The organism is Massilia sp. UYP11 (assembly GCF_050434805.1).
Lineage (GTDB): Bacteria > Pseudomonadota > Gammaproteobacteria > Burkholderiales > Burkholderiaceae_D > Telluria.
This window is the reverse complement of sequence record NZ_JBNDJE010000012.1, coordinates 60,606-82,544: the sequence shown is the minus strand read 5'-3', so window position 1 is coordinate 82,544 and position 21,939 is coordinate 60,606. Positions and strand designations below refer to the sequence as shown.

13 protein-coding genes and 3 tRNA genes are annotated in these 21,939 nt (G+C 65.1%); 13 read left to right on the top strand and 3 right to left on the bottom strand.

Going from position 1 to position 21,939, the window contains the following annotated elements; genetic code table 11:
• Positions 1-22 precede the first annotated feature (22 nt).
• From ABIB38_RS16400 to ABIB38_RS16350, 11 genes are all read left to right on the top strand, one after another.
• On the top strand, positions 23-1,198 hold the full coding sequence (locus ABIB38_RS16400) for an efflux RND transporter periplasmic adaptor subunit (protein ID WP_429205402.1): 1,176 nt from the start codon (positions 23-25) through the stop codon (positions 1,196-1,198).
• Entirely contained in the window at positions 1,195-4,305 is a 3,111-nt protein-coding gene (locus ABIB38_RS16395; RefSeq protein WP_429205401.1) for an efflux RND transporter permease subunit, read from the top strand. Before ABIB38_RS16400 ends, ABIB38_RS16395 begins: the two co-directional genes overlap by 4 nt.
• A 303-nt stretch (positions 4,306-4,608) precedes the next feature.
• Positions 4,609-4,695 (top strand) — tRNA-Leu (locus ABIB38_RS16390).
• 31 nt (positions 4,696-4,726) lie between these two features.
• On the top strand, positions 4,727-6,067 hold the full coding sequence (tig, locus tag ABIB38_RS16385) for a trigger factor (protein ID WP_429205400.1): 1,341 nt from the start codon (positions 4,727-4,729) through the stop codon (positions 6,065-6,067).
• Positions 6,068-6,137: 70 nt separating this feature from the next.
• The gene (gene clpP / locus ABIB38_RS16380) at positions 6,138-6,761 is read left to right on the top strand and encodes an ATP-dependent Clp endopeptidase proteolytic subunit ClpP (RefSeq protein ID WP_429205398.1); all 624 of its coding nucleotides are present in this window, start codon (positions 6,138-6,140) and stop codon (positions 6,759-6,761) included.
• 182 nt (positions 6,762-6,943) lie between these two features.
• Positions 6,944-8,212, top strand: a complete 1,269-nt coding sequence (clpX, locus tag ABIB38_RS16375; RefSeq protein ID WP_429205397.1) for an ATP-dependent Clp protease ATP-binding subunit ClpX — start codon at positions 6,944-6,946, stop codon at positions 8,210-8,212.
• Between the two features lie 273 nt (positions 8,213-8,485).
• The gene (lon, locus tag ABIB38_RS16370) at positions 8,486-10,900 is read left to right on the top strand and encodes an endopeptidase La (RefSeq protein ID WP_429205396.1); all 2,415 of its coding nucleotides are present in this window, start codon (positions 8,486-8,488) and stop codon (positions 10,898-10,900) included.
• A 207-nt stretch (positions 10,901-11,107) separates the two neighbouring features.
• The gene (locus tag ABIB38_RS16365; protein ID WP_429205394.1) at positions 11,108-11,380 is read left to right on the top strand and encodes an HU family DNA-binding protein; all 273 of its coding nucleotides are present in this window, start codon (positions 11,108-11,110) and stop codon (positions 11,378-11,380) included.
• An 81-nt stretch (positions 11,381-11,461) separates the two neighbouring features.
• Positions 11,462-11,538, top strand: a tRNA-Asp gene (locus ABIB38_RS16360).
• 139 nt (positions 11,539-11,677) lie between these two features.
• A tRNA-Asp gene (locus ABIB38_RS16355) sits at positions 11,678-11,754 on the top strand.
• Between the two features lie 164 nt (positions 11,755-11,918).
• Positions 11,919-13,838 (top strand): SurA N-terminal domain-containing protein, encoded by a 1,920-nt coding sequence (locus ABIB38_RS16350; RefSeq protein ID WP_429205393.1) that lies wholly within the window; start codon positions 11,919-11,921, stop codon positions 13,836-13,838.
• Positions 13,839-14,276: 438 nt separating this feature from the next.
• On the opposite strand, the gene mnmH is transcribed toward ABIB38_RS16350, so the two are convergent.
• Positions 14,277-15,329 carry a tRNA 2-selenouridine(34) synthase MnmH gene (gene mnmH, locus ABIB38_RS16345; protein ID WP_429205500.1) on the bottom strand — a complete coding sequence of 351 codons (1,053 nt, stop codon included), beginning with the start codon at positions 15,327-15,329 and terminating at the stop codon, positions 14,277-14,279.
• Positions 15,330-15,342: 13 nt separating this feature from the next.
• On the bottom strand, positions 15,343-15,969 hold the full coding sequence (locus ABIB38_RS16340) for an arylesterase (protein ID WP_429205391.1): 627 nt from the start codon (positions 15,967-15,969) through the stop codon (positions 15,343-15,345).
• On the opposite strand from ABIB38_RS16340, the gene ABIB38_RS16335 reads away from it, so the two are divergent.
• Complete coding sequence (locus ABIB38_RS16335) at positions 15,968-16,696, top strand: ABC transporter ATP-binding protein (RefSeq protein WP_429205390.1); 729 nt, start codon at positions 15,968-15,970, stop codon at positions 16,694-16,696. The genes ABIB38_RS16340 and ABIB38_RS16335 overlap by 2 nt on opposite strands.
• A 5-nt stretch (positions 16,697-16,701) precedes the next feature.
• Here ABIB38_RS16335 and ABIB38_RS16330 read toward each other — a convergent pair whose 3' ends face one another.
• Complete coding sequence (locus ABIB38_RS16330) at positions 16,702-18,201, bottom strand: NAD(P)H-hydrate dehydratase (RefSeq protein ID WP_429205388.1); 1,500 nt, start codon at positions 18,199-18,201, stop codon at positions 16,702-16,704.
• 109 nt (positions 18,202-18,310) lie between these two features.
• Here ABIB38_RS16330 and ABIB38_RS16325 point away from each other — a divergent pair, with 109 nt between their 5' ends.
• Positions 18,311-21,931 (top strand): hydantoinase B/oxoprolinase family protein, encoded by a 3,621-nt coding sequence (locus ABIB38_RS16325; RefSeq protein WP_429205386.1) that lies wholly within the window; start codon positions 18,311-18,313, stop codon positions 21,929-21,931.
• Positions 21,932-21,939 lie beyond the last annotated feature (8 nt).

The following is a 21,939-nucleotide window of genomic DNA, read 5'->3' as shown; positions in this document are numbered from 1 at the left end:
CAAAGATCAGCCAGATCAGCTCATGATCAGCCAAAGGATTGCCACCGTGTTTGCCCGATTTTCTTGTTCCGCCCTGCGCGCGGCCCTGCTGGCGCCGCTCGTTGCCGCCGCGCTCGTTGCCTGTTCCAAGCCCGCCCCGCCTCCCGAAGACGTGCGTCCCGTACGCGTGACCACCCTGGCCCTGGATACGGCGGGCGAGCGCCAGGAATTCTCGGGCGACGTGCGCCCGCGCTACGAGTCGCAGCTCGGTTTCCGGGTCGGCGGCAAGATCGTCGAGCGCAAGGTGGACGTCGGCGCCACGGTCAAGCGCGGCGACGTGCTGATGCAGCTCGACCCGCAAGACCTGCGCCTGGCCGAAAGCCAGGCGAGGGCCACCCTGCGCGCCGCCGAGACCGAGCGCGACCTGGCCAGGGCCGACTACAAGCGCCACGTCGACCTGCGCACCCAGAATTTCGTCAGCCAGGCCGTGCTCGACGCCAAGCAAAGCGCCCTGAAGGCGGCCCAGGCCAATGTCGACGCCGCCCTCGCCGGCCTGCGCGGGCAGGCCAACCAGTCCACCTATACGAACCTGACGGCCGACGCCGACGGCGTGGTGACCGCCATCGAGGCCGAGGTGGGGCAGGTGGTGCAACCCGGCAGCCCGGTGGTGCGGGTGGCGCGCACGGTCGAGAAGGAAGTGGTGATCGGCATCCCCGAAGACAAGGTCGGCCAGCTGCGGGCCGCCCGCAACGTCACCGTGCGCCTGTGGGCCAACGAGGCGGTGGCGATTCCCGGCAAGATCCGCGAAGTCTCGCCGGTGGCCGATCCGGCCACCCGCACCTATACGGTGAAAGTGGCGCTGCCCGAGAATGCCGAGGCGCGCCTGGGCATGACCGCGACCGTCGAACTGGTCAGCGGCGCGCCCGCCGGCGGCCGTGGCGCGGCCGGCCTGCGCCTGCCCTTGACCGCCCTGGTGCAGCACAAGGGCGGCAGCGCCGTCTGGATCGTCGAGAACGGCGCGGTCAGGCTGGCGCCGGTGCAGGTGGTCGGCCAGGTGCGCAATGACGTGCTGGTCACCGGGCAGATCAGCGCGGGCCAGCAGGTCGTCACCGCCGGCGTCAACCTGCTAAAGGAAGGCCAGAAGGTGCGCATCCTCACCGCCGACGTCTCGCGTCGCGCCGACACCGAAGCGCTCGTGTCGGGCGAGGTCGGCAAATGAAGGACTTCAACCTGTCGCGCTGGGCGCTGGAGCACATCCCCCTCACGCGTTTCCTGATCGCCGCCTGCATGCTGTTCGGGATCCTCAGTTACTTCGAGCTGGGCCAGGACGAGGATCCCCCCTTCACCTTCCGCGCGATGGTGGTGAGCGCCGTGTGGCCGGGCGCCACCGCGCTGCAGATGGCCGAGCAGGTGACCGACCCGCTGGAAAGGAAGCTCCAGGAGACGCCGTACATCCACACCATCCGCAGCTTTTCCAAGCCGGGCGAGACCACCATCATCCTCGAGCTGCGCGAATCGACGCCGCCGTCCGAGACCTCGCCGGCCTGGTACCAGGTGCGCAAGAAGATCGGCGACATCGCGGGCACCCTGCCGCAGGGCGTGATCGGGCCGTTCTTCAACGACGAATTCGGCGACACCTACGGCTCCATCTTCGCGCTCTCGGGCGACGGCTTCACCTATGCCGAGATGCGCGACTATGCCGACTTCGTGCGCCAGCAACTGCTGCGCGTGCCGCTGGTGGCCAAGGTCGAGCAGTTCGGGGTGCAGAACGAAAAGGTGTACATCGAGTTCTCGAGCAAGAAGTTCGCCCAGCTGGGCGTGCCGTTCGAGCAGATCGTCAACCAGATCGCGACCCAGAACGAGATCGAGGCGAGCGGCGTGCTGGTGACGCCGATGGAGAACCTGCAGGTGCGCGTGACCGGCGCGCTGCGTACGCTGGAGCAGATCGAAGACCTGCAGTTGCGCGCCGGCGGCACCACCTTCCGGCTGGGCGACTTCGCCACCGTCAAGCGCGGCTACCAGGATCCGCCGGCGGACAAGATGCGCTTCAACGGCAAGGAAGTGATCGGCCTGGGCGTGTCGATGCAAAAGGGCGGCAACATCATCACCATGGGTGAAGGCTTGAGCGAGACGGTGGAGCGCATCCGGAGCCAGCTCCCGGTCGGCATCGAGCTCGAACGGGTGGCCGACCAGCCGCAGGCGGTCACGGCGTCGGTGGGCGAATTCATCAAGGTGCTGATCGAGGCGGTGGTGATCGTGCTGGTCGTGTCCTTCCTGGCCCTGGGCCTGCATACCAAGCCGAAGTGGCGGGTGGACGTGTATCCGGGCCTGGTGGTGGCGCTGTCGATCCCGCTGGTGCTGGCCATTACCTTCCTGTTCATGCGCATGCTGGATATCTCGCTGCACAAGATTTCGCTCGGCGCCCTGATCATCGCGCTTGGCCTGCTGGTCGACGACGCCATCATCGCGGTGGAGATGATGGTGCGCAAGATGGAAGAGGGCCTGTCGCGCTTCGAGGCGGCCACCTTCGCCTATACGTCGACCGCGATGCCGATGCTGACCGGCACCCTGATCACGGCGGCGGGCTTCCTGCCGATCGGCCTGGCCGAGTCGGCGGCCGGCGAATACACGTTCACGATGTTCTCGGTGAACGGCCTGGCGCTCCTGATCTCGTGGGTGGTGGCGGTCACGTTTACCCCTTACATCGGGTTCCTTCTGTTGCGGGTGAAGCCGCATGGCGCCGGGGAGGGCGGTCATCACGACGTCTACGATTCGCCCGGCTACCAGCGCTTTCGCCGTCTGGTGAGCCGCTGCGTCGAGTGGCGCAAGACCACGATCGCGCTGAGCCTGGGCGTGTTCGCGCTGGGCGTGTTCGGCTTTAATTTCATCGAAAAGCAGTTCTTCCCCGATTCGAGCCGTCCCGAACTGATGATCGAGCTGTGGTCGCCCGAAGGCACCAGTTTCGCCGCCAACGAAGCCGTCGTGAAGCGCTTCGAGGCCTTCCTGGCCAAGCAAGAGGGCGTGCAGAGCGTGACCAGCTACGTCGGCACCGGCAGCCCGCGCTTCTACCTGCCGCTGGACCAGATCTTCCCGCAGTCGAACGTGTCGCAGCTGGTGGTGTTACCTAGCGATACAGAGGCGCGCGAGCGCCTGCGCACGAAGATCGTCGACGTGTTCAAGACCGACTTTCCCGAGGTGCGCGGCAGGGTGAAACTGCTGCCGAACGGACCGCCGGTGCCGTATCCGGTGCAATTCCAGGTGCTGGGGCCGGACATCGGCGTGGTGCGCACCATCGCCGACGAGATCAAGGGAGTCATGGCCGCCAATCCGAACACGGTCGGCGTGAACGACAACTGGAACGAGTCGGTCAAGGTGCTGCGCCTCGATCTCGACCAGGACAAGTTGCGCGCGCTCGGCGTGACCTCGCAACAGGTGCGGCGCGTGGTGCAGACGACGCTCACCGGCACCCCGATCGGCCAGTTCCGCGAATCGAACCGCCTGATCGACATGGTGGTGCGCCAGCCGTTCGACGAGCGTTCGACCGTGACGCGCTTGCAGGAAGCACTGGTGCCGACCGCCGGCGGACGCGCGGTCACCATCGGCCAGGTCGCCCGCGTGCAGTTCGTGTGGGAGCCGGGCGTGGTCTGGCGCGAGGGCCGCGAGTGGGCGATCATGGTGCAGTCCGACGTGGTCGAGGGCATCCAGGGGCCGACCGTGACCGACCAGGTCGACGCCAGGCTGGCCGACATCCGCGCGAAGCTCCCGGCCGGCTACCGCGTGACGGTCGAGGGCGCCGCGGCCGACAGCGCCGAGGCCGAGGCGTCGATCATGGCCAATGTGCCGCTGGTGCTGTTCATCACGTTTACCTTGCTGATGCTGCAGCTGCACAGCTTCTCGCGTTCGCTGCTGGTGTTCCTCACCGGTCCGCTGGGCGTGGCCGGCGCGGCGATGGCGCTCCTGATCCTGGATCGGCCGTTCGGATTCGTCGCCAACCTGGGGGTGATCGCGCTGTTCGGGATGATCATCCGCAACTCGGTGATCCTGGTGGACCAGATCGAGCACGACATCGCCAATGGCAGCCACCCGTGGGACGCGATCGTGGAGTCCGCGGTGCGGCGCTGCCGGCCGATCCTGTTGACGGCCGCCGCCGCGGCGCTGGCCATGATCCCGCTGTCGAGGTCGACGTTCTGGGGGCCGATGGCGGTGGCGATCATGGGCGGCCTGATCGTGGCGACGGCGTTGACCTTGCTGTTCCTGCCGGCGTTGTATGCGACGTGGTTCCGGGTCAAGAAGCCCGAGCAGAATGACGTGTCCTTGAACCGCTGACCGTCGCACCGTCGTTCCCGCGCAGGCGGGAACCCAGGTTCGCTCGCATTGCCGCCATTACGCGCTTTGCCACTTTGCGCAAAAAAACTTGGGTTCCCGCCTGCGCGGGAACGACGTATCAGGGGTAACTCAGGAAGTCCCTGGCTTGCACCACGCCCCGCACGGCTAAAAAATGATGCCCAATAGTGTCAGAAATTCCAGTAAAATAATCGTTTGAAGTTGTAGCCCCTAAACATTGGAGTGCAGGGCGGCCGGTTTTACCGTCGGTCGTCCTTTGTTTTTGTGGCAATTATGCAATCCTGAGCGAGGATGGCGAAATTGGTAGACGCACCAGGTTTAGGTCCTGACGCCAGCAATGGTGTGGGGGTTCGAGTCCCCCTCCTCGCACCACGAATAATTATTTTTTTGGACGATTTTTATAATGGCAACTGCAGTCGAAACCCTGGGTAAACTCGAGCGTCGCTTGACGATCTCTTTTCCGGTCGCTGACGTCCGTACCGAAGTCGAAAAGCGCCTGAAACAGCAGGCCAAGACGGCCCGTGCGCCGGGCTTCCGTCCAGGCAAAGTGCCTCTGAAGATGGTCGCAGCCCAGTACGGCTACCAGATCGAGTCCGACGTGCTGAACGACAAGGTCGGCCGTGCGTTCAACGAAGCCGCCGTCGAGAACGAGCTGCGCGTTGCCGGTTTCCCGAAAATCGAGCCGAAGCAAGATTCGCCGGAAGGCACCCTGTCGTTCGACGCCACCTTCGAGGTGTACCCGGAAGTCGTGGTCGGCGACCTGGCTGCCGTCGAAGTCGAGACCGTCGCCACCGAGGTCAGCGACGTCGAGATCGACAAGACCATCGACATCCTGCGCAAGCAGCGCGTGCACTACCACACCAAGGGTGAAGCGGGCGAGCACGGCACCGGCGGCGAAGCCGTGGCTGCCAATGGCGACCGCGCGACCGTCGACTTCGTCGGCACCCTGGACGGCGTTGAATTCGCCGGCGGCAAGGCCGAAGACTATGCCTTCGTGCTGGGCGAAGGCCGCATGCTGCCGGAATTCGAAGCCGCGACCGTGGGCCTGAAAGTCGGCGAGAGCAAGACCTTCCCGCTTGCCTTCCCCGAGGACTACCATGGCCCGGACGTGGCCGGCAAGACCGCCGAGTTCACCATCACCCTGAAGGCCCTGGAGTGGGCGCACCTGCCGGAAGTCGACGCCGAATTCGCCCAGTCGCTGGGCATCGAAGACGGCTCGATCGACAAGATGCGCGAAGACATCAAGGTCAACCTGGAACGCGAAGTGCGCGCCCGTGTCAAAGCACGCAACAAGGAAGCCGTGATGGACGCCCTGGTCAAGTCGACCGAGCTGGACGTGCCGCAAGTCATGATCGAGCAGGATTCGGAGCGCCTGGCCGAAATGACCCGCCAGGACATGGCGCAGCGCGGCATGGACGTGTCCAAGCTGCCGTTCCCGGCCGAGATGTTCAAGGACAAGGCAGAGCGCCGCGTGCGCTTGGGTCTGATCCTGTCGCAACTGGTCGCCGACAACAAGCTGGAAGCTACCCAGGAACAGGTGAAGGCCCAGATCGAAGACTTCTCGCAGAGCTACGAAGACCCGAAAGAAGTCCTGAAGTACTACTTCAGCGACCGTCGTCGTCTGGGTGAAGTCGAAGCCCTTGTTTTGGAAGAAAACGTCGTCAACTATGTACTCGGCAAGGCGAAAGTGTCGACCAAGACCATCGCTTTCGATGAACTGATGGGCAGCGCCCCACAGGCCTGAAGAAATTAACTTGCCGGCCTGCGTGGCCGGCATTTTTTTCCATGGCCTCTTTATAAGGAACGAGACGGGTATGATTCGTAATCCGGCATTGGATACACAAGCACTCGGCATGGTGCCGATGGTGATCGAACAGAGTGGGCGCGGCGAACGCGCCTATGACATCTATTCGCGCCTCTTGAAGGAGCGCGTGATCTTCCTGGTCGGCCCTGTCAACGACCAGATGGCGAACCTGATCGTCGCCCAGATGCTGTTCCTGGAAAGTGAAAATCCTGACAAGGATATTTCGCTCTACATTAATTCCCCGGGCGGCTCCGTCTCGGCGGGCCTGGCGATCTTCGACACGATGAACTTCATCAAGCCGGACGTCTCGACCCTGTGCACGGGCCTGGCCGCGTCGATGGGCGCCTTCCTGCTGGCCGCCGGCGCCAAGGGCAAGCGTTTCTCGCTGCCGAACTCGCGCGTCATGATCCACCAGCCATCGGGCGGATCGCAGGGCATGGCATCGGATATCGAAATCCAGGCCAAGGAAATCCTGTACCTGCGCGAGCGCCTGGCGCGCATCATGGCCGAGAATACCGGCCAGAGCATCGAGCAGATCCACAAGGATACCGACCGCGACCGCTTCATGTCGGCGGAAGAATCCGTCGACTATGGCATGATCGACAAGGTCCTGACCAGTCGCGGCCAAGCCTGACCGTTTGGACGGTGTTGGAAAAAAACGCCCGGACGCGATCACGTTCGGGCGTTTGTTTTTTATTTCGGGTAGCATGTTCGTACGTGCACAAGTTGCGCTGCTTTAGCGGCATGTCACATTCGCACTTGTTGCGTACTGGTATAAGCGTTATATTCACAGCAATTCAATAGAGTCCTGCCCCCATGTCAGACAAAAAATCCTCCAGCGGCGAAAAACTTCTGTACTGCTCGTTCTGCGGAAAGAGCCAGCACGAAGTCAAGAAGCTGATCGCGGGACCGTCGGTGTTCATCTGCGATGAATGCATCGACCTGTGCAACGACATCATCCGCGATGAAACGTCGAACGTCGAAACGGTGGCGGGCGCCAAGTCCGACCTGCCGACGCCACACGAAATCACCGAGCTGCTCGACCAGTACGTCATCGGCCAGCAAACGGCCAAGCGTATCCTGTCGGTGGCCGTGTACAACCATTACAAGCGCCTCAAGCACCTGGGCAAGAAAGACGAAGTCGAACTGGCCAAGAGCAATATTCTGCTCGTGGGTCCGACCGGCTCCGGCAAAACCCTGCTGGCCCAGACCCTGGCGCGCATGCTCAACGTTCCGTTCGTGATCGCCGACGCGACCACGCTGACCGAAGCGGGCTATGTCGGCGAAGACGTCGAGAACATCATCCAGAAGCTGCTGCAAAGCTGCAACTATGAGGTGGAAAAGGCGCAGCGCGGCATCGTCTACATCGATGAGATCGACAAGATTTCGCGCAAGTCCGACAACCCGTCGATCACCCGCGACGTCTCGGGCGAAGGCGTGCAGCAGGCGCTGCTCAAGCTGATCGAAGGCACGATGGCGTCGGTGCCGCCGCAGGGTGGCCGCAAGCATCCGAACCAGGACTTCGTGCAGATCGACACGACCAACATCATGTTCATCTGCGGCGGCGCCTTCGACGGCCTGGCCAAGGTGATCCAGAATCGTTCGGTCAAGAGCGGCATCGGCTTCGGCGCCACGGTCAAGAGCCTGGAGGACGGCTATAACGCCGAGATCCTGCTCGAAGCCGAGCCGGAAGACTTGATCAAGTTCGGCCTGATTCCCGAACTGGTCGGCCGCCTGCCGGTGGTGGCCGCGCTCTCCGAGCTGACCGAAGAAGCGCTGATCCAGATCCTGGTCGAGCCGAAGAACGCCCTGATCAAGCAGTACTCGAAGCTGCTCGAGATGGAAGGCGCCGAGCTGGAAATCCGTCCCGCCGCGTTGCACGCGATCGCCAGGAAGGCGCTGGCGCGCAAGACCGGCGCCCGCGGCCTGCGTTCGATTCTCGAGCACGCGCTGCTGGACGTCATGTATGAATTGCCGAGCCAGCAAAACGTCGTGAAAGTCGTCATCGATGAAAATACGATCACGAATGGCGCGAAACCTTTGCTGATTTATAGCGAAACCGCCAAGGCGTCTGGAGAGAACTGAAAAAAGCCCATGCGCACGCCACAAAAAGGCTTGCCGTACGGACTCAACTAGGTACAATCAATCTCAATAAAAGACTTCGGGCTTCAATCGAAAAGCCACTCGCGGCGTGCCGCGCGGTGGCTTTTTCTATTTGAAAGCAGTTTTTTATTGGAACGGCTATATTCTTCGGCAAGTTGAAACTTTTTTACTTGTAGAAAATATTTTCTCTGGGTGGCCTTGTGTTTTCGCTGCCCAGCGCCCAAGTTCAGCTACACGCTTTCTATAAGGTATGCCATGACAACTTCGAAATTAACCGAGCAAACGACGCTGCCACTTCTGCCGTTGCGCGATGTGGTTGTGTTCCCGCATATGGTGATACCTCTGTTCGTCGGCCGTCCAAAATCCATCAAGGCGCTTGAAGCCGCAATGGAGCAGGGCAAGAGCATCATGCTGGCCGCCCAAAAGGCCGCCGCCAAGGACGAACCCTCAGCCGCAGACATCTATGAGATCGGCTGCGTGGCCAATATTCTGCAAATGCTGAAACTCCCGGACGGCACCGTGAAGGTGCTGGTGGAAGGTTCCCAGCGTGCGCGCATCGATAAGATTACCGATGGCGCTACCCATTTCGTGGCCGACCTGACGCCGGTCAATTCGGAAATCGGCGACGACTCCGAAGTCGAAGCGATGCGACGTGCGATCGTCCAGCAGTTCGACCAGTACGTCAAACTCAATAAAAAGATTCCACCCGAGATCCTGGCGTCGCTGGCCGGCATCGACGACGCCGGCCGCCTGGCCGATACCGTCGCCGCCCACCTGCCGCTCAAGCTCGAGCAGAAGCAAGTGATCCTCGAGATCTTCAACGTCGCCAAGCGCCTGGAGCATCTGCTGGGCCAACTGGAAGGCGAGCTGGACATCCTGCAGGTCGAGAAGCGCATCCGTGGCCGCGTCAAGCGCCAGATGGAAAAATCGCAGCGCGAGTACTACCTGAACGAACAGGTCAAGGCGATCCAGAAGGAACTGGGCGAAGGCGAGGAGGGCGCCGACATCGAAGAGCTCGAGAAGAAGGTTATCGCAGCCAAGATGCCGAAGGAAGCCATGGAAAAAGCCCAGGCCGAGATTCGCAAGCTCAAGCTGATGTCGCCGATGTCGGCCGAAGCCACCGTGGTGCGCAACTATATCGACACCCTGGTGTCGCTGCCGTGGAAGAAGAAGTCGAAGGTCACCGCCGATCTCGAGAACGCCCAGAACGTGCTCGAGCAGGATCACTATGGCCTCGACAAGATCAAGGAACGCATCCTGGAATACCTCGCGGTGCAGCAGCGCGTCGACAAGCTCAAGGCCCCGATCCTGTGCTTCGTCGGTCCTCCGGGCGTCGGCAAGACCTCGCTGGGCCAGTCGATCGCCCGCGCCACGAACCGCAAGTTCGTGCGCATGGCGCTCGGTGGCGTGCGCGACGAAGCCGAGATCCGCGGCCACCGCCGCACCTATATCGGCTCGATGCCGGGCAAGGTGCTGCAGTCGCTGGCCAAGGTCGGCGTGCGCAACCCGCTGTTCCTGCTCGACGAGATCGACAAGATGGGCGCGGACTTCCGTGGCGACCCGTCGTCGGCCCTGCTCGAGGTGCTCGATCCCGAGCAGAACCACACCTTCTCGGATCACTACCTGGAGGTCGACTTCGACCTGTCGGACGTGATGTTCGTGGCGACCTCGAACTCGTTCAACATTCCGCCGGCGCTGCTGGACCGGATGGAAGTCATCCGCCTGTCGGGTTATACCGAGGACGAGAAGACCAGCATCGCGCAGCGCTACCTGCTGCCGAAGCAGTTGAAGAACAACGGCCTGAGGGAAGACGAGATCAAGGTCGAGGAGGGCGCCATCCGCGACATCATCCGTTACTACACCCGTGAAGCCGGCGTGCGTTCGCTCGAGCGCGAAGTGTCGAAGATCTGCCGCAAGGTGGTCAAGATGCTGCTGCTGAAGAAGGGGTCGACCGCGGCCGAGAAGCGCGTGATCGTGAATGCCAAGAACCTGGATAAATTCCTGGGCGTGCGCCGCTACGACTTCGGCGTGGCCGAGAAGGACAACCAGATCGGCCAGGTGGTCGGCCTGGCCTGGACCGAGGTCGGCGGCGACCTCCTGACCATCGAAGCGGTCAACGTGCCGGGCAAGGGCGGCATCATCCGCACCGGCACGCTGGGCGACGTGATGAAGGAATCGATCGAGGCCGCCCGCACCGTGGTGCGCAGTCGCGCGCAGCGCTTCGGCATCAGGAGCGAAGTGTTCGAGAAGACCGACATCCACATCCACGTGCCGGAAGGCGCGACGCCGAAGGACGGTCCGTCCGCCGGCATCGGCATGACGACCGCGCTGGTCTCGGCCTTCACCGGCATCCCGGTGCGCGCCGACGTCGCGATGACGGGCGAGATCACGCTGCGCGGCGAAGTGCTGCCGATCGGTGGCCTGAAGGAGAAGTTGCTGGCGGCGCACCGCGGCGGCATCAAGACGGTCCTGATCCCCGAGCAGAACGTGAAGGACCTGGCCGAGATCCCGGACAACGTCAAGAACAAGCTCGAGATCGTGCCGGTCCGCTGGATCGAGAAGGTCCTCGAAGTGGCGCTGGAGCGCCAGCCGGAAGCGCTGACCGACGTCCCGGCAGTCGCCGTGGCGCCGGCCCCGGCCGAGGGGCAGAGCGACGTGGTCAAGCACTAAACAGGCCACGTAGTGCATACGACAGGCGCCCTTGCGGCGCCTGTTTTTTTGTCTGCATCGCCCGTGTGGCCGGGCGTCGTCGCTGACCAACCGAAGAGACCCTCGACCAGCCTGGCTTGACATCCCTATGTTGCCCTAGTTTAATATGCGCTTGCACTTTTGCAGCAGTGGCGCGGTGTGCGCCACGAACGGAAAACGAGGAAACGAGTGAACAAGACAGAACTGATCGAAGAAATCGCGAAGTCCGCGGACATTACGAAGGCCTCGGCGACGCGTGCACTCGACGCCATGATCGAAGCCGTCACCGAAAGCCTGAAGAAGAACGACAGCGTCACCCTGGTTGGCTTCGGCACCTTCACCGTCGGCGAGCGCGCAGCGCGTACCGGCCGCGATCCACGCACCAAGGAGCCCATCAAGATCAAGGCTGCGAGGGTTCCGAAATTTAAGGCTGGTAAAGCGCTGAAAGATGCTGTAAACTAATGCCTTCTTCGCGATGACAAGCGTTGAAAGCAGCAGGATGATGTCGTATCCGTCCTGATGTCGAGTTGATTGTTTTTTGCTGGAGCGGTAGTTCAGTTGGTTAGAATACCGGCCTGTCACGCCGGGGGTCGCGGGTTCGAGCCCCGTCCGCTCCGCCAGAATATTGTTGTAGGAGTTTTCCCCCTGCGGGGAAAACGGATTGGGTGAGAAGGGATTCCCTTGCAAGGGAATCCGCGGCCGGCGGAACGTCGGCGAGCCCCGTCCGCTCCGCCAACGAAAAACATGAAACACAAGTCTGGAGCGGTAGTTCAGTTGGTTAGAATACCGGCCTGTCACGCCGGGGGTCGCGGGTTCGAGCCCCGTCCGCTCCGCCAGAATTGAGTAAGATAGGGGCAGCTCCCGGAGCCGCCTCGAAACGAGAAGAGGCGAACGCGAGTTCGCCTTTTTTTTTAACTTGTGCCTGGGCCGGTGCCGGTAGGAGCGACTCCCACCTACTGGGATAGGCTCATAATGCATTCTCAACCTTGAATGGCTGACCATGTTTGAATTAATTCGGACCCACAAGCGCTGGATGTACGGGATCCTGCTGCTCTTGATCATTCCTTCGTTCGTGTTCGTGGGGATGGAAAGTTACCAGAGCAATGACGGCGGCGCCGGTGTGGCCACCGTCGATGGCCAGAAGATCACCCAGCAGGAATGGGAAGACGCGCAGCGCCGCCAGATCGACCAGGCGCGCCAGATGATGGGCGAGCAGTTCGACCAGAAGCTGTTCGAGACCGCGGAAGCGAAGCAGGCGATCCTGAACAACCTGGTGGCCGAGCGCGCCATCAATGCCGAGATCGACCGGGCGCACCTGAGCGTGAGCGATGCGACCCTGCAGAAGACGATCATGGACATCCAGCAGTTCCGCCTGCCGGACGGCGGCTTCGACATGGAAGGCTACAAGGCCGCGCTGGCGGCGCAGGGCATGACGCCCGAAATGTTCGACCAGCGCCTGCGCCGCGACCTGGCCGTGCAGCAGCTGTCGGGTTCGATCCAGGCGACCGCGTTCGCGCCGCGCACCGTGGCCAGCCGCCTGTCGGACATCAACGACCAGGAACGCGAAGTGCAGGAAGTCGTGTTCCCGCTGTCGACCTATCTGCCGCAGGTGAAAGTCACCGACGAGATGGTCAAGGCCTATTACGACAAGAACGGGCAACTGTTCCAGATCCCGGAGCAGGTGAAGGCCGAGTACGTCGTGTTCGATGCGTCGACCGTCGAGAGCCAGGTGCAGGTCACCGACGCCGAAGTCACCGACTATTACAACAAGAACCTCAAGAACTACACCACGCCCGAGCAGCGCAGCGCGAGCCACATCCTGATCACCGTGTCGCGCGACGCCAGCGCCGCGGACCAGGCGGCAGCCAAGAAGAAGGCCGAGGCCGTCCTGGCCGAGGTGCGCGCCAATCCGGACAACTTCGCGGCGATCGCCAGGGCCAACTCGCAAGACCCGGGCTCGGCCCAGTCGGGCGGCGACCTGGGCGTGGTCGAAAAGGGCCTGTTCGTGAAGTCGGTCGAGGATTCGATCTATGCGCTGAAAGAGGGCGAGACGAGCGGCCTGGTGCAGTCGGAATTCGGCTGGCACATCATCAAGGTCACCGGCGTCAAGCCGTCGTCGCAGCGTTCGCTGGACGATGCGAAGGGCGACATCGCCGCGGACCTGAAGAAGCAGAAGATGGCGGCCAAGTACACCGAGCTGGCCGGCGTGTTCAGCGAGACCGCGTATGACCAGTCCGAAAGCCTGAAGCCGGTCGCCGACAAGCTCAAGCTGCAGATCCAGACCGTCGACAACCTGACCCGCACGCCGAACCCGGCGCTGGGCGACTCGCCGGTCAACAACCCGAAGTTCCTGGCCGCCCTGTTCAGCACCGACGCGATCAAGAACAAGCGCAATACCGAAGCGGTCGAGGTGGCGCCGAGCGTGCTGGTGTCGGGCCGCGTGGTCGAGTTCCGCCCCGCCGCCAAGCGTCCGCTGGCCGAGGTGGAAGCGCAGATCCGCCAGCGCGTGACGCTGGAAGAAGCGGCCCGCCTGGCGCGCGCCGCCGGCGAGGCGAAGCTGAACGCCGCCAGGGCGTCCGGCGACGCCACCGGTTTCGGCGCGCCCGTGAGCGTGTCGCGCACCAGGGAGCCGGCCATCAACCCGACCGCCGCGATCGCCGTGCTGAAGGCCGACGTGACCAAGCTGCCAGCCTATGTCGGCGTCGAGGTGCCGGGCCAGGGCTACGGCGTCTACCGCATCGGCAAGGTGTCGCAACCGGCCCAGCCCGATACGGCGCGCCGCAAGCAGGAATCCGACCAGATCGCCAACCTGGTGGGCCAGCAGCAGATGTATGACTACGTCGAAGCGCTCAAGGCCAAGGCCAAGGTGGAGATCAACGTCAAGCCGAATGAACTCGGCGTGAACACCGACGCTCAGTAAGCCGATCGTTGATTGATAAAAAGCCCGGCTGCGTGAGCAGCCGGGCTTTTTGTTTTCTGTGGATCGCCGGGCGGGGAAGGCGACGCCACCTTGCGCTGGTGCGTCGTACGGAGCGTTGGCGGGTTCAGCCGACATGTGAACGGCCGTGTGGCATGCAGGCGCCGTGGAACGCGTCGGCGGCAGAGCCGCCAACCCTACCGATACGGTGCGTCATGCGGTGCGCTGGCGGGGCCCCCGCCAACGCGTTCAACCGACATGTGAACGGCCGTGTGGCGTGCAAGTACCGTTGAACGCGTCGGCGGCACAGCCGCCAACCCTACCGATGCAGTGCGGCATACGTAGGGTTGGCGGGTTTCCCGCCAACGCGTTCAACCGACATGTGAACGGCCGTGTGGCATGCAGGCGCCGTCGAACGCGTCGGCGGCACAGCCGCCAATCCTACCGATGCAGGTGGCGCGCGGCCTGGAGAAAATCTTCCGGCGCGATGTCGTCCAGTTCGAGCGCCTCGGCCTGCGCATAGCGCACGAAGTTGCGGTCGATCGAGCGCAGGTAGGCCGGATCGTAGTGCTGCACCAGCAGCTGGTCGACCAGCTCCGCCATCGCGCCGTCGTTGGCCAGCGCGTGCCAGGCATCGATCTGCGCGCGGCCATGCAACTGCACCAGGCGATCGAGCTGCGCGTTGAGCGTCGACGGATCGGCGCAGAAGTGCTCGTAATCTTCCATCAGCAGGCGCACGCGGTTCGGGCGCGACAGCTTGACGGCAATGCAGGGCGAGGCGCGCATGCGCGCCATGACGGCATCAGGCACGCGCAGGTTGCCGACCTTCTTGCTTTCGGATTCGACGAACACCGGTTTGGCCGGGTCGAAGCGGCGCAGCTTGTCCCACACCAGGCTTTCGAACATCTTCTGGCTCGGCTGCAGCTCGTTCGGCAGGTGGCCCAGCACCGAGCCGCGGTGGGCGGCCAGCTTCTCGAGGTCGAGCACCTGGGCGCCAATGCCGTCGAGCGTTTCCAGCAAGCGGCTCTTGCCACTGCCGGTGGTGCCGCAGACGACGCGCAAGTCGAGTGCGGGCGGATCCGCCAGCGCGGCGCTCACGTGGGCGCGATAGGCCTTGTAGCCGCCGTCGAGCTGCGCCACAGGCCAGCCGACGCGCGCCAGGACATGCACCATGGCGCCGCTGCGGTTGCCGCCGCGCCAGCAGTACACCAGCGCACGCCAGTCGCGCGGCTTGTCGGCGAACAGCGTTTCGATGTGGCGCGCGATGTTACGGGCGACGATCGGCGCGCCGACCTTCTTGGCGTCGAACGCGCCGACCTGCTTGTACAGCGTGCCGACCCTGATGCGCTCCTCGTCGTTGAGGACGGGGCAATTGATCGCGCCTGGAATGTGGTCGAGGGCGTACTCGGCCTCGCTGCGCACGTCGATGATTGCATCGAAGGCGTCGAGTTGCGGCAGCAGGGCGTCGAACTCCAGGACTTCCGGATACTTCATGCTCATTGAAAGCTTATTTCTTGATCAGCGCCGCGAACTGCGGCCAGATGTTGTCGAGGATGATCGGATGCGCCTGTGCCGTCGGATGCAGGCGGTCCTGCTGGAACAGGGCCGGCTTGTCGGCCACGCCTTCGAGCATGAACGGCACCAGGGCCGACCTGGTGGACTTGGCGACGGTCTCGAACATGTTGAAGAAGCGCTCGGTGTATGCACGCCCATAGTTCGGCGGCATGCGCATGCCGACCAGCAGCACCCGCGCCTTCGTCTCTTGCGCCATCGCGATCATGGCGCGCAGGTTCGCTTCGGCGGACGGCACGGGCAGGCCGCGCAGGCCATCGTTGGCCCCCAGTTCGATCACGACGATGTCGGGACGGTGCTGCTTGATCAGGGCCGGCAGGCGCGCGCGGCCGCCGCTGGTGGTTTCGCCGCTGATGCTGGCGTTGACCACCCTGGCGGCGATGTTCTCGCGCTGCAGTTTGCGTTCCAGCAGGGCCACCCAGCCCGCGCCGCGTGCGATGCCGTATTCGGCCGACAGGCTGTCGCCCACCACGAGCACCGTTTTTGGTGCAGAATAGGCGCTCGCCGTCGCCATCAGGGTCAGGAAAGCGACGACAGTCAAATTTTTAAGAAAAGCAAGCATGCGTGATCATCCCGAGGCATTCAAAAACGGCGTCAGCGACGCCGGCGTTCATGCAGGCCGTCCGCCCGCGATCCAGGTAAGCGGCTTGTCGAAGAAGGTGGCCGACGCCAGCGGCGAGCTCACCATCCTGCAAAACGTCGATTTTACCGTGCAACCGGCCGAGACGCTCGCGCTCGTCGGCGCTTCGGGCTCCGGCAAGTCGACGCTGCTGGGCCTCCTCGCCGGCCTCGACACGCCATCGTCCGGCACCGTGCGGCTCGACGGCACCGACATCTTCGCCCTCGACGAAGACGGCCGAGCGGCGTTTCGCAAGGCCAAGCTGGGCTTCGTGTTCCAGTCGTTCCAGCTGCTGGCCCACCTGACCGCGCTCGAGAACGTGATGCTGCCGCTCGAATTGCGCGGCGACGCCGGGGCACGCGACAAGGCGGCCGAGATGCTGGGCCGGGTCGGCCTGTCGAGTCGCCTCAAGCATTATCCCAAATTCCTGTCCGGCGGCGAGCAGCAGCGCGTCGCGCTGGCGCGCGCCTTCGTCACCGAGCCGCCGCTGCTGTTCGCCGACGAACCGACCGGGAGCCTGGATGCCGCCACCGGCGAATCCGTCATCCAGCTGATGTTCGAGCTCAATCGCGAACGCGGCTCGACCCTGGTGCTGGTGACCCACGATCCGGGCATAGCGGCGCGTTGCGGCCGCACGCTCACCATCGCTGCCGGCCGCCTGGTCGAATAAATACGTCAACTGCCGGCGGCGTCCTTCACCAGCCGGTTCAATACCTTGCGCACGGCTGCCGGCAACTCGCCGGCGGTCAGGCCGATCGGGCCGACGCCTTCGTCAGCCAGCGCATCGGCGGCCGCCCCGTGCACCCAGGTCGCCGCCGCCGCCGCTTCCCAGCCCGGCCAGCCCTGCGCCAGCAGGGCGCCGCAGATCCCCGCCAGCACGTCGCCGCTGCCCGCCGTGGCCAGGCCCGCGTTGCCCGTGGGGTTGACCAGCACCTCGCCGTCGGGCCGCGCGATCACGGTGCCCGACCCTTTCAGGATCACCGTCGCATCCGAGCGCAGCGCCATCTCGCGCGCCGCTGCCAGGCGGTCCGATTGCACGACCGCCGCCGTCATTCCGAGCAGGCGCGCGGCTTCAAGCGGATGCGGCGTCAATACCGCCGGCGCCGCGCGCTGCGCCAGGCGCGATTGCAGGTCGGGGCTGGCGCCGATCAGGTTCAATGCATCGGCGTCGACCACCAACGGGCTGTCGCTGTCGAGCGCCCTGGCCAGCAGGCGGATCGCATTGGCCGAGCCGCCCATGCCGGGCCCGATCACCACGGTGCGGCCGACGAAATCGACGTCGTCGGCGGGGCGGAACATGATCTCGGGCTGGCAGCTGTCGTAGCCGGGCGGCGTGTGCAGCGCGGCGACGAATACCCGGCCGGCGCCGGCGTACAGCGCGCCGCGCGCGGACAGTACAGGCGCCCCGGCCATGCCGTGCGCGCCGCCGACGACGGCAACGTCGCCGAAGCTGCCTTTATGGGTGTTGTGGCGGCGCGCCGTCAGACGGCCGGCGAATAGCGGCAGGCCGTTCAGGCGCGCGCTCGCGCGCGGCAGCGCATCGGGGTCGACGCCGAGCGGCGCGACCCGGACCTCGCCGGCATGGTCGCGACCATCGGCGGTGTGCAGGCCGGGTTTGTCGCCAAGAAAAGTGATCGTGTGCGTGGCGCGCACCGCGACGCCGTCCGGACCGATCACGGCGCCGGTGTCGGCGTCCAGGCCGCTCGGCACGTCGAGCGCCAGGATCGGGCAGCGGATCGTCTCGAGGCCGACCACCAGCTCACGGTAGTCGCCGTCGACCGGGCGCTCCAGGCCAATGCCGAACAGGCCGTCGATCACCAGGCCCCATTCGGCGCCGGGCGGCAGCACGTCGATCCAGCCGACCGAGCCGGCGCGGGCGCGGTCATAGGCGGCCGCGGTTTCGCTCGACGCCTCGCGCCGGCTCGGCAGGTGCAGCACGGTGGCGCCGACGCCGGCCTCGGCCAGGTTGGCGGCGGCTTCGAGCGCATCGCCGCCATTGTTGCCGGGACCGGCCAGCACCAGCACCGGCCGGTCGCGCCGGCCTCCCAGCAGCTCGAGGGCGAAGTCGGCGGCGGCCTTGCCGGCGCGCTGCATCAGTGTGCCCGGCGCCAGGCCGGCATAGGCCGCCTGTTCGATGGCGCGCAATTGCGCGATCGTGTAAAGATATCGTTCCATGCTGGTGTCTCGTCGTGAAGGGCAGGGGTGATTGTCATGCATTTGCGCCAACGCCGGCGCGCCGTCCGTTCTACAATGGGCGCTTCACCCGTTAGCGCAGGAGCAAGGCATGGACTGGCAGTTCTGGATCGACCGAGGCGGCACCTTCACCGACATCGTGGCGCGGCGCCCGGATGGGCAACTCGTCACGCACAAGCTGCTGTCGGAGAATCCCGAGCAGTACCGCGACGCCGCCGTGGCCGGCATCCGCCACCTGCTCGGCGTGGCCGCGGGCGAGATGCTGCCGGCGGCGAGCGTCGAGGCGGTCAAGATGGGCACCACGGTGGCCACCAACGCGCTGCTCGAGCGCAAGGGCGAGCCGACGGCGCTCGCCATCACGCGCGGCTTTCGCGACGCGCTGCGCATCGCCTACCAGAACCGGCCGCGCCTGTTCGATCGCCACATCGTGCTGCCCGAGCTGCTGTATGCGCAGGTGATCGAGATCGACGAGCGGATCGGCGCCCACGGCGACGTCGTGCTGGCGCTGGACGAAGCGGCCGCGCGCGCCGGCCTGCAGGCGGCGTTCGACGCCGGCCTGCGCTCGCTGGCGATCGTGTTCATGCACGGCTACCGCCACACCGCGCACGAGGCGCAAGTGGCGCGCATCGCGCGCGCGATCGGCTTCACGCAAGTGTCGGTCTCGCACGAGGTGAGCCCATTGATGAAGCTGGTCGCGCGCGGCGACACCACCGTGGTCGACGCCTACCTGTCGCCGATCCTGCGCCGCTACGTCGACCAGGTGGCGGGCGAGCTGCCGGGCGTGAACCTGCAGTTCATGCAGTCGAGCGGCGGCCTCACCGATGCGCGCGCCTTCCAGGGCAAGGACAGCATCCTGTCCGGTCCGGCCGGCGGCATCGTCGGCATGGTGCGCGCCAGCCGGCTGGCCGGCTTCGAGCGCGTGATCGGCTTCGACATGGGCGGCACTTCCACCGACGTGTCGCACTTCGCGGGGGCGCATTCATCCGATTATGAGCGCGTGTTCGAGACCCAGGTGGCGGGCGTGCGGATGCGCGCGCCGATGATGAGCATTCATACCGTGGCCGCCGGCGGCGGCTCGATCCTGCACTTCGACGGCAGCCGCTACCGCGTGGGGCCGGACAGCGCCGGCGCCAATCCGGGCCCGGCCAGCTACCGCCGAGGCGGGCCGCTCGCGGTCACCGACTGCAACGTCATGCTCGGCAAGGTGCAGCCGAATTACTTCCCGCGCCTGTTCGGGCCGGGCGGCGACGAAGCCCTCGATGCCGCTGCGGTGCGCGCGCGCTTTGACGAGATGGCCGACCGGATCGGCGCCGCGCTGGGAGAGCGTCCGACGCCGGAAGCGGTGGCCGAAGGCTTCATCCAGATCGCGGTGGGCAATATGGCCAATGCGATCAAGCAGATCTCGGTGCAGCGCGGCCACGACGTGACCGACTACGCGCTCACCAGCTTCGGCGGGGCCGGCGGCCAGCATGCCTGCCTGGTGGCCGACGCGCTGGGAATGAAGACCGTGTTCATCCATTCGCTGGCCGGTGTGCTGTCGGCCTACGGCATGGGCCTGGCCGACCAGAGCGCGATGCGCGAGCAGGCGGTGGAAGAGAAGCTGTCGGACGCGGCGCTGGACGCGCTGGACACGCGCCTGGCGGCGCTTGGCGAGGCGGCGCGCGGCCAGTTGCTGCGCCAGGGCGTGGAACCTGGGCGCATCGCCCTGGTCGAGCGCGTGCACCTGCGCTACGAGGGCACCGATTCGGCGCTGCTCGTGCAGTTCGACGACGTAGCGTCGATGCAGGCGCAGTTCGAGCAGGCCTACAAGCGCCAATACTCGTTCCTGATGCCGTCGCGCGCATTGATCGTCGAAGCGGTGTCGGTGGAAGCGATCGGCCAGTCCGACGCGCCGCCGGAGCAGCCGGCGAGCGCGATGGCGAAAGAGAACGAGGGCGCGCCGGCGCCACAGGAAACCGTTCCCATGTACAGCGGCGCCGAGTGGCATGACACCGGCATCTACGCGCGCCGCACGCTGCAGCCGGGGCACGTGGTGCGCGGCCCGGCGATCATCGCCGAAGACAACGCGACCACGATCGTGGAGCCGGGCTGGCAGGCGCGGGTCACCAGCTACAACCACCTGGTACTGCAGCGCGTGCAAGCGCTGCCGGAACGGCGCGCGATCGGCACCACGGCCGATCCGGTGATGCTCGAGATCTTCAACAACCTGTTCATGTCGATCGCCGAGCAGATGGGGCTGCGGCTGCAGAACACGGCGTATTCGGTCAACATCAAGGAGCGCCTGGACTTCAGCTGCGCGATCTTCGACCACGACGGCAACCTGGTCGCGAACGCGCCGCACATGCCGGTGCACCTGGGCTCGATGGGCGAGAGCATCAAGACCGTGATGCGCGAAAACACGGGCCGCATGCGCTCGGGCGACGTCTACGTGCTCAACGATCCCTACAACGGCGGCACCCACTTGCCCGACGTGACCGTGATCTCGCCGGTGTTCGACGAGGGCGGCAAGGATATCCTGTTCTACGTCGGCTCGCGCGGCCACCACGCCGACATCGGCGGCACCACGCCGGGCTCGATGCCGCCCGACTCGGATCACATCGAGCAAGAGGGCGTGTTGATCAACAACTTCAAGCTGGTCGACGGCCTCGATGGCGTCCTGCGCGAAGCAGAAGCGCGCGCCATGCTGCAGGGCGCGCGCTACCCGGCGCGCAACCCGGACCAGAACATGGCCGACCTGCGCGCCCAGGTGGCCGCCAACCAGAAGGGCGTCGAGGAACTGCGCAAGATGGTGGCGCACTTCGGCCTGGACGTCGTGCGCGCCTACATGGGCCACGTGCAGGACAACGCCGAGGAAGCCGTGCGGCGCGTGATCTCCGCGCTCAAGGACGGAAGCTTCCATTACGAACTCGATAACGGCGCCCACATCGACGTCGCGATCCGGGTCGACCGGGCCACGCGCAGCGCGCAGATCGATTTCACGGGCACGTCGGGCCAGCTGCCGAACAACTTCAATGCGCCGTCCGCGGTGTGCATGGCCGCGGTGCTGTACGTGTTCCGCACGCTGGTGGACGACGAGATTCCGCTGAACGCCGGTTGCCTGAAGCCCTTGCAGGTGATCATCCCGCCCGGCTCGATGCTCAACCCGCATTATCCGGCCTCGGTGGTGTCGGGCAACGTCGAGACCTCGACCTGCATCACCAACGCGTTGTATGGCGCGCTGGGCGTGATGGCGGCGGCGCAGGGCACGATGAACAACTTCACCTTCGGCAATGCGCGCTACCAGTACTACGAGACCATCTCGGGCGGCTCGGGCGCGGGCGAAGGTTTTAACGGCACCGACGTCGTGCAGACGAATATGACCAACTCGCGCCTGACCGATCCCGAGATCCTGGAATTTCGCTTCCCGGTGCGGCTGGAGAGCTACGAGATCCGGCACGGATCGGGCGGCGCCGGGCGCTGGCATGGCGGCAATGGCGGCGTGCGCAAGGTGCGCTTCCTGGAGCCGATGACGGCGGCGATCCTGTCGAACAACCGCATCCACGCGCCGTTCGGGATGGCCGGCGGGGCGCCGGCAGAGCGCGGCCGCAACCGCGTCGAGCGCGCCGATGGGCGGGTCGAACAGCTGGGGCATATCGGCAAGACCGACATGGCGCCGGGCGACGTGTTCGTGATCGAGACCCCGGGCGGGGGCGGATACGGGGAGCCTGCCTGAACCGGTTT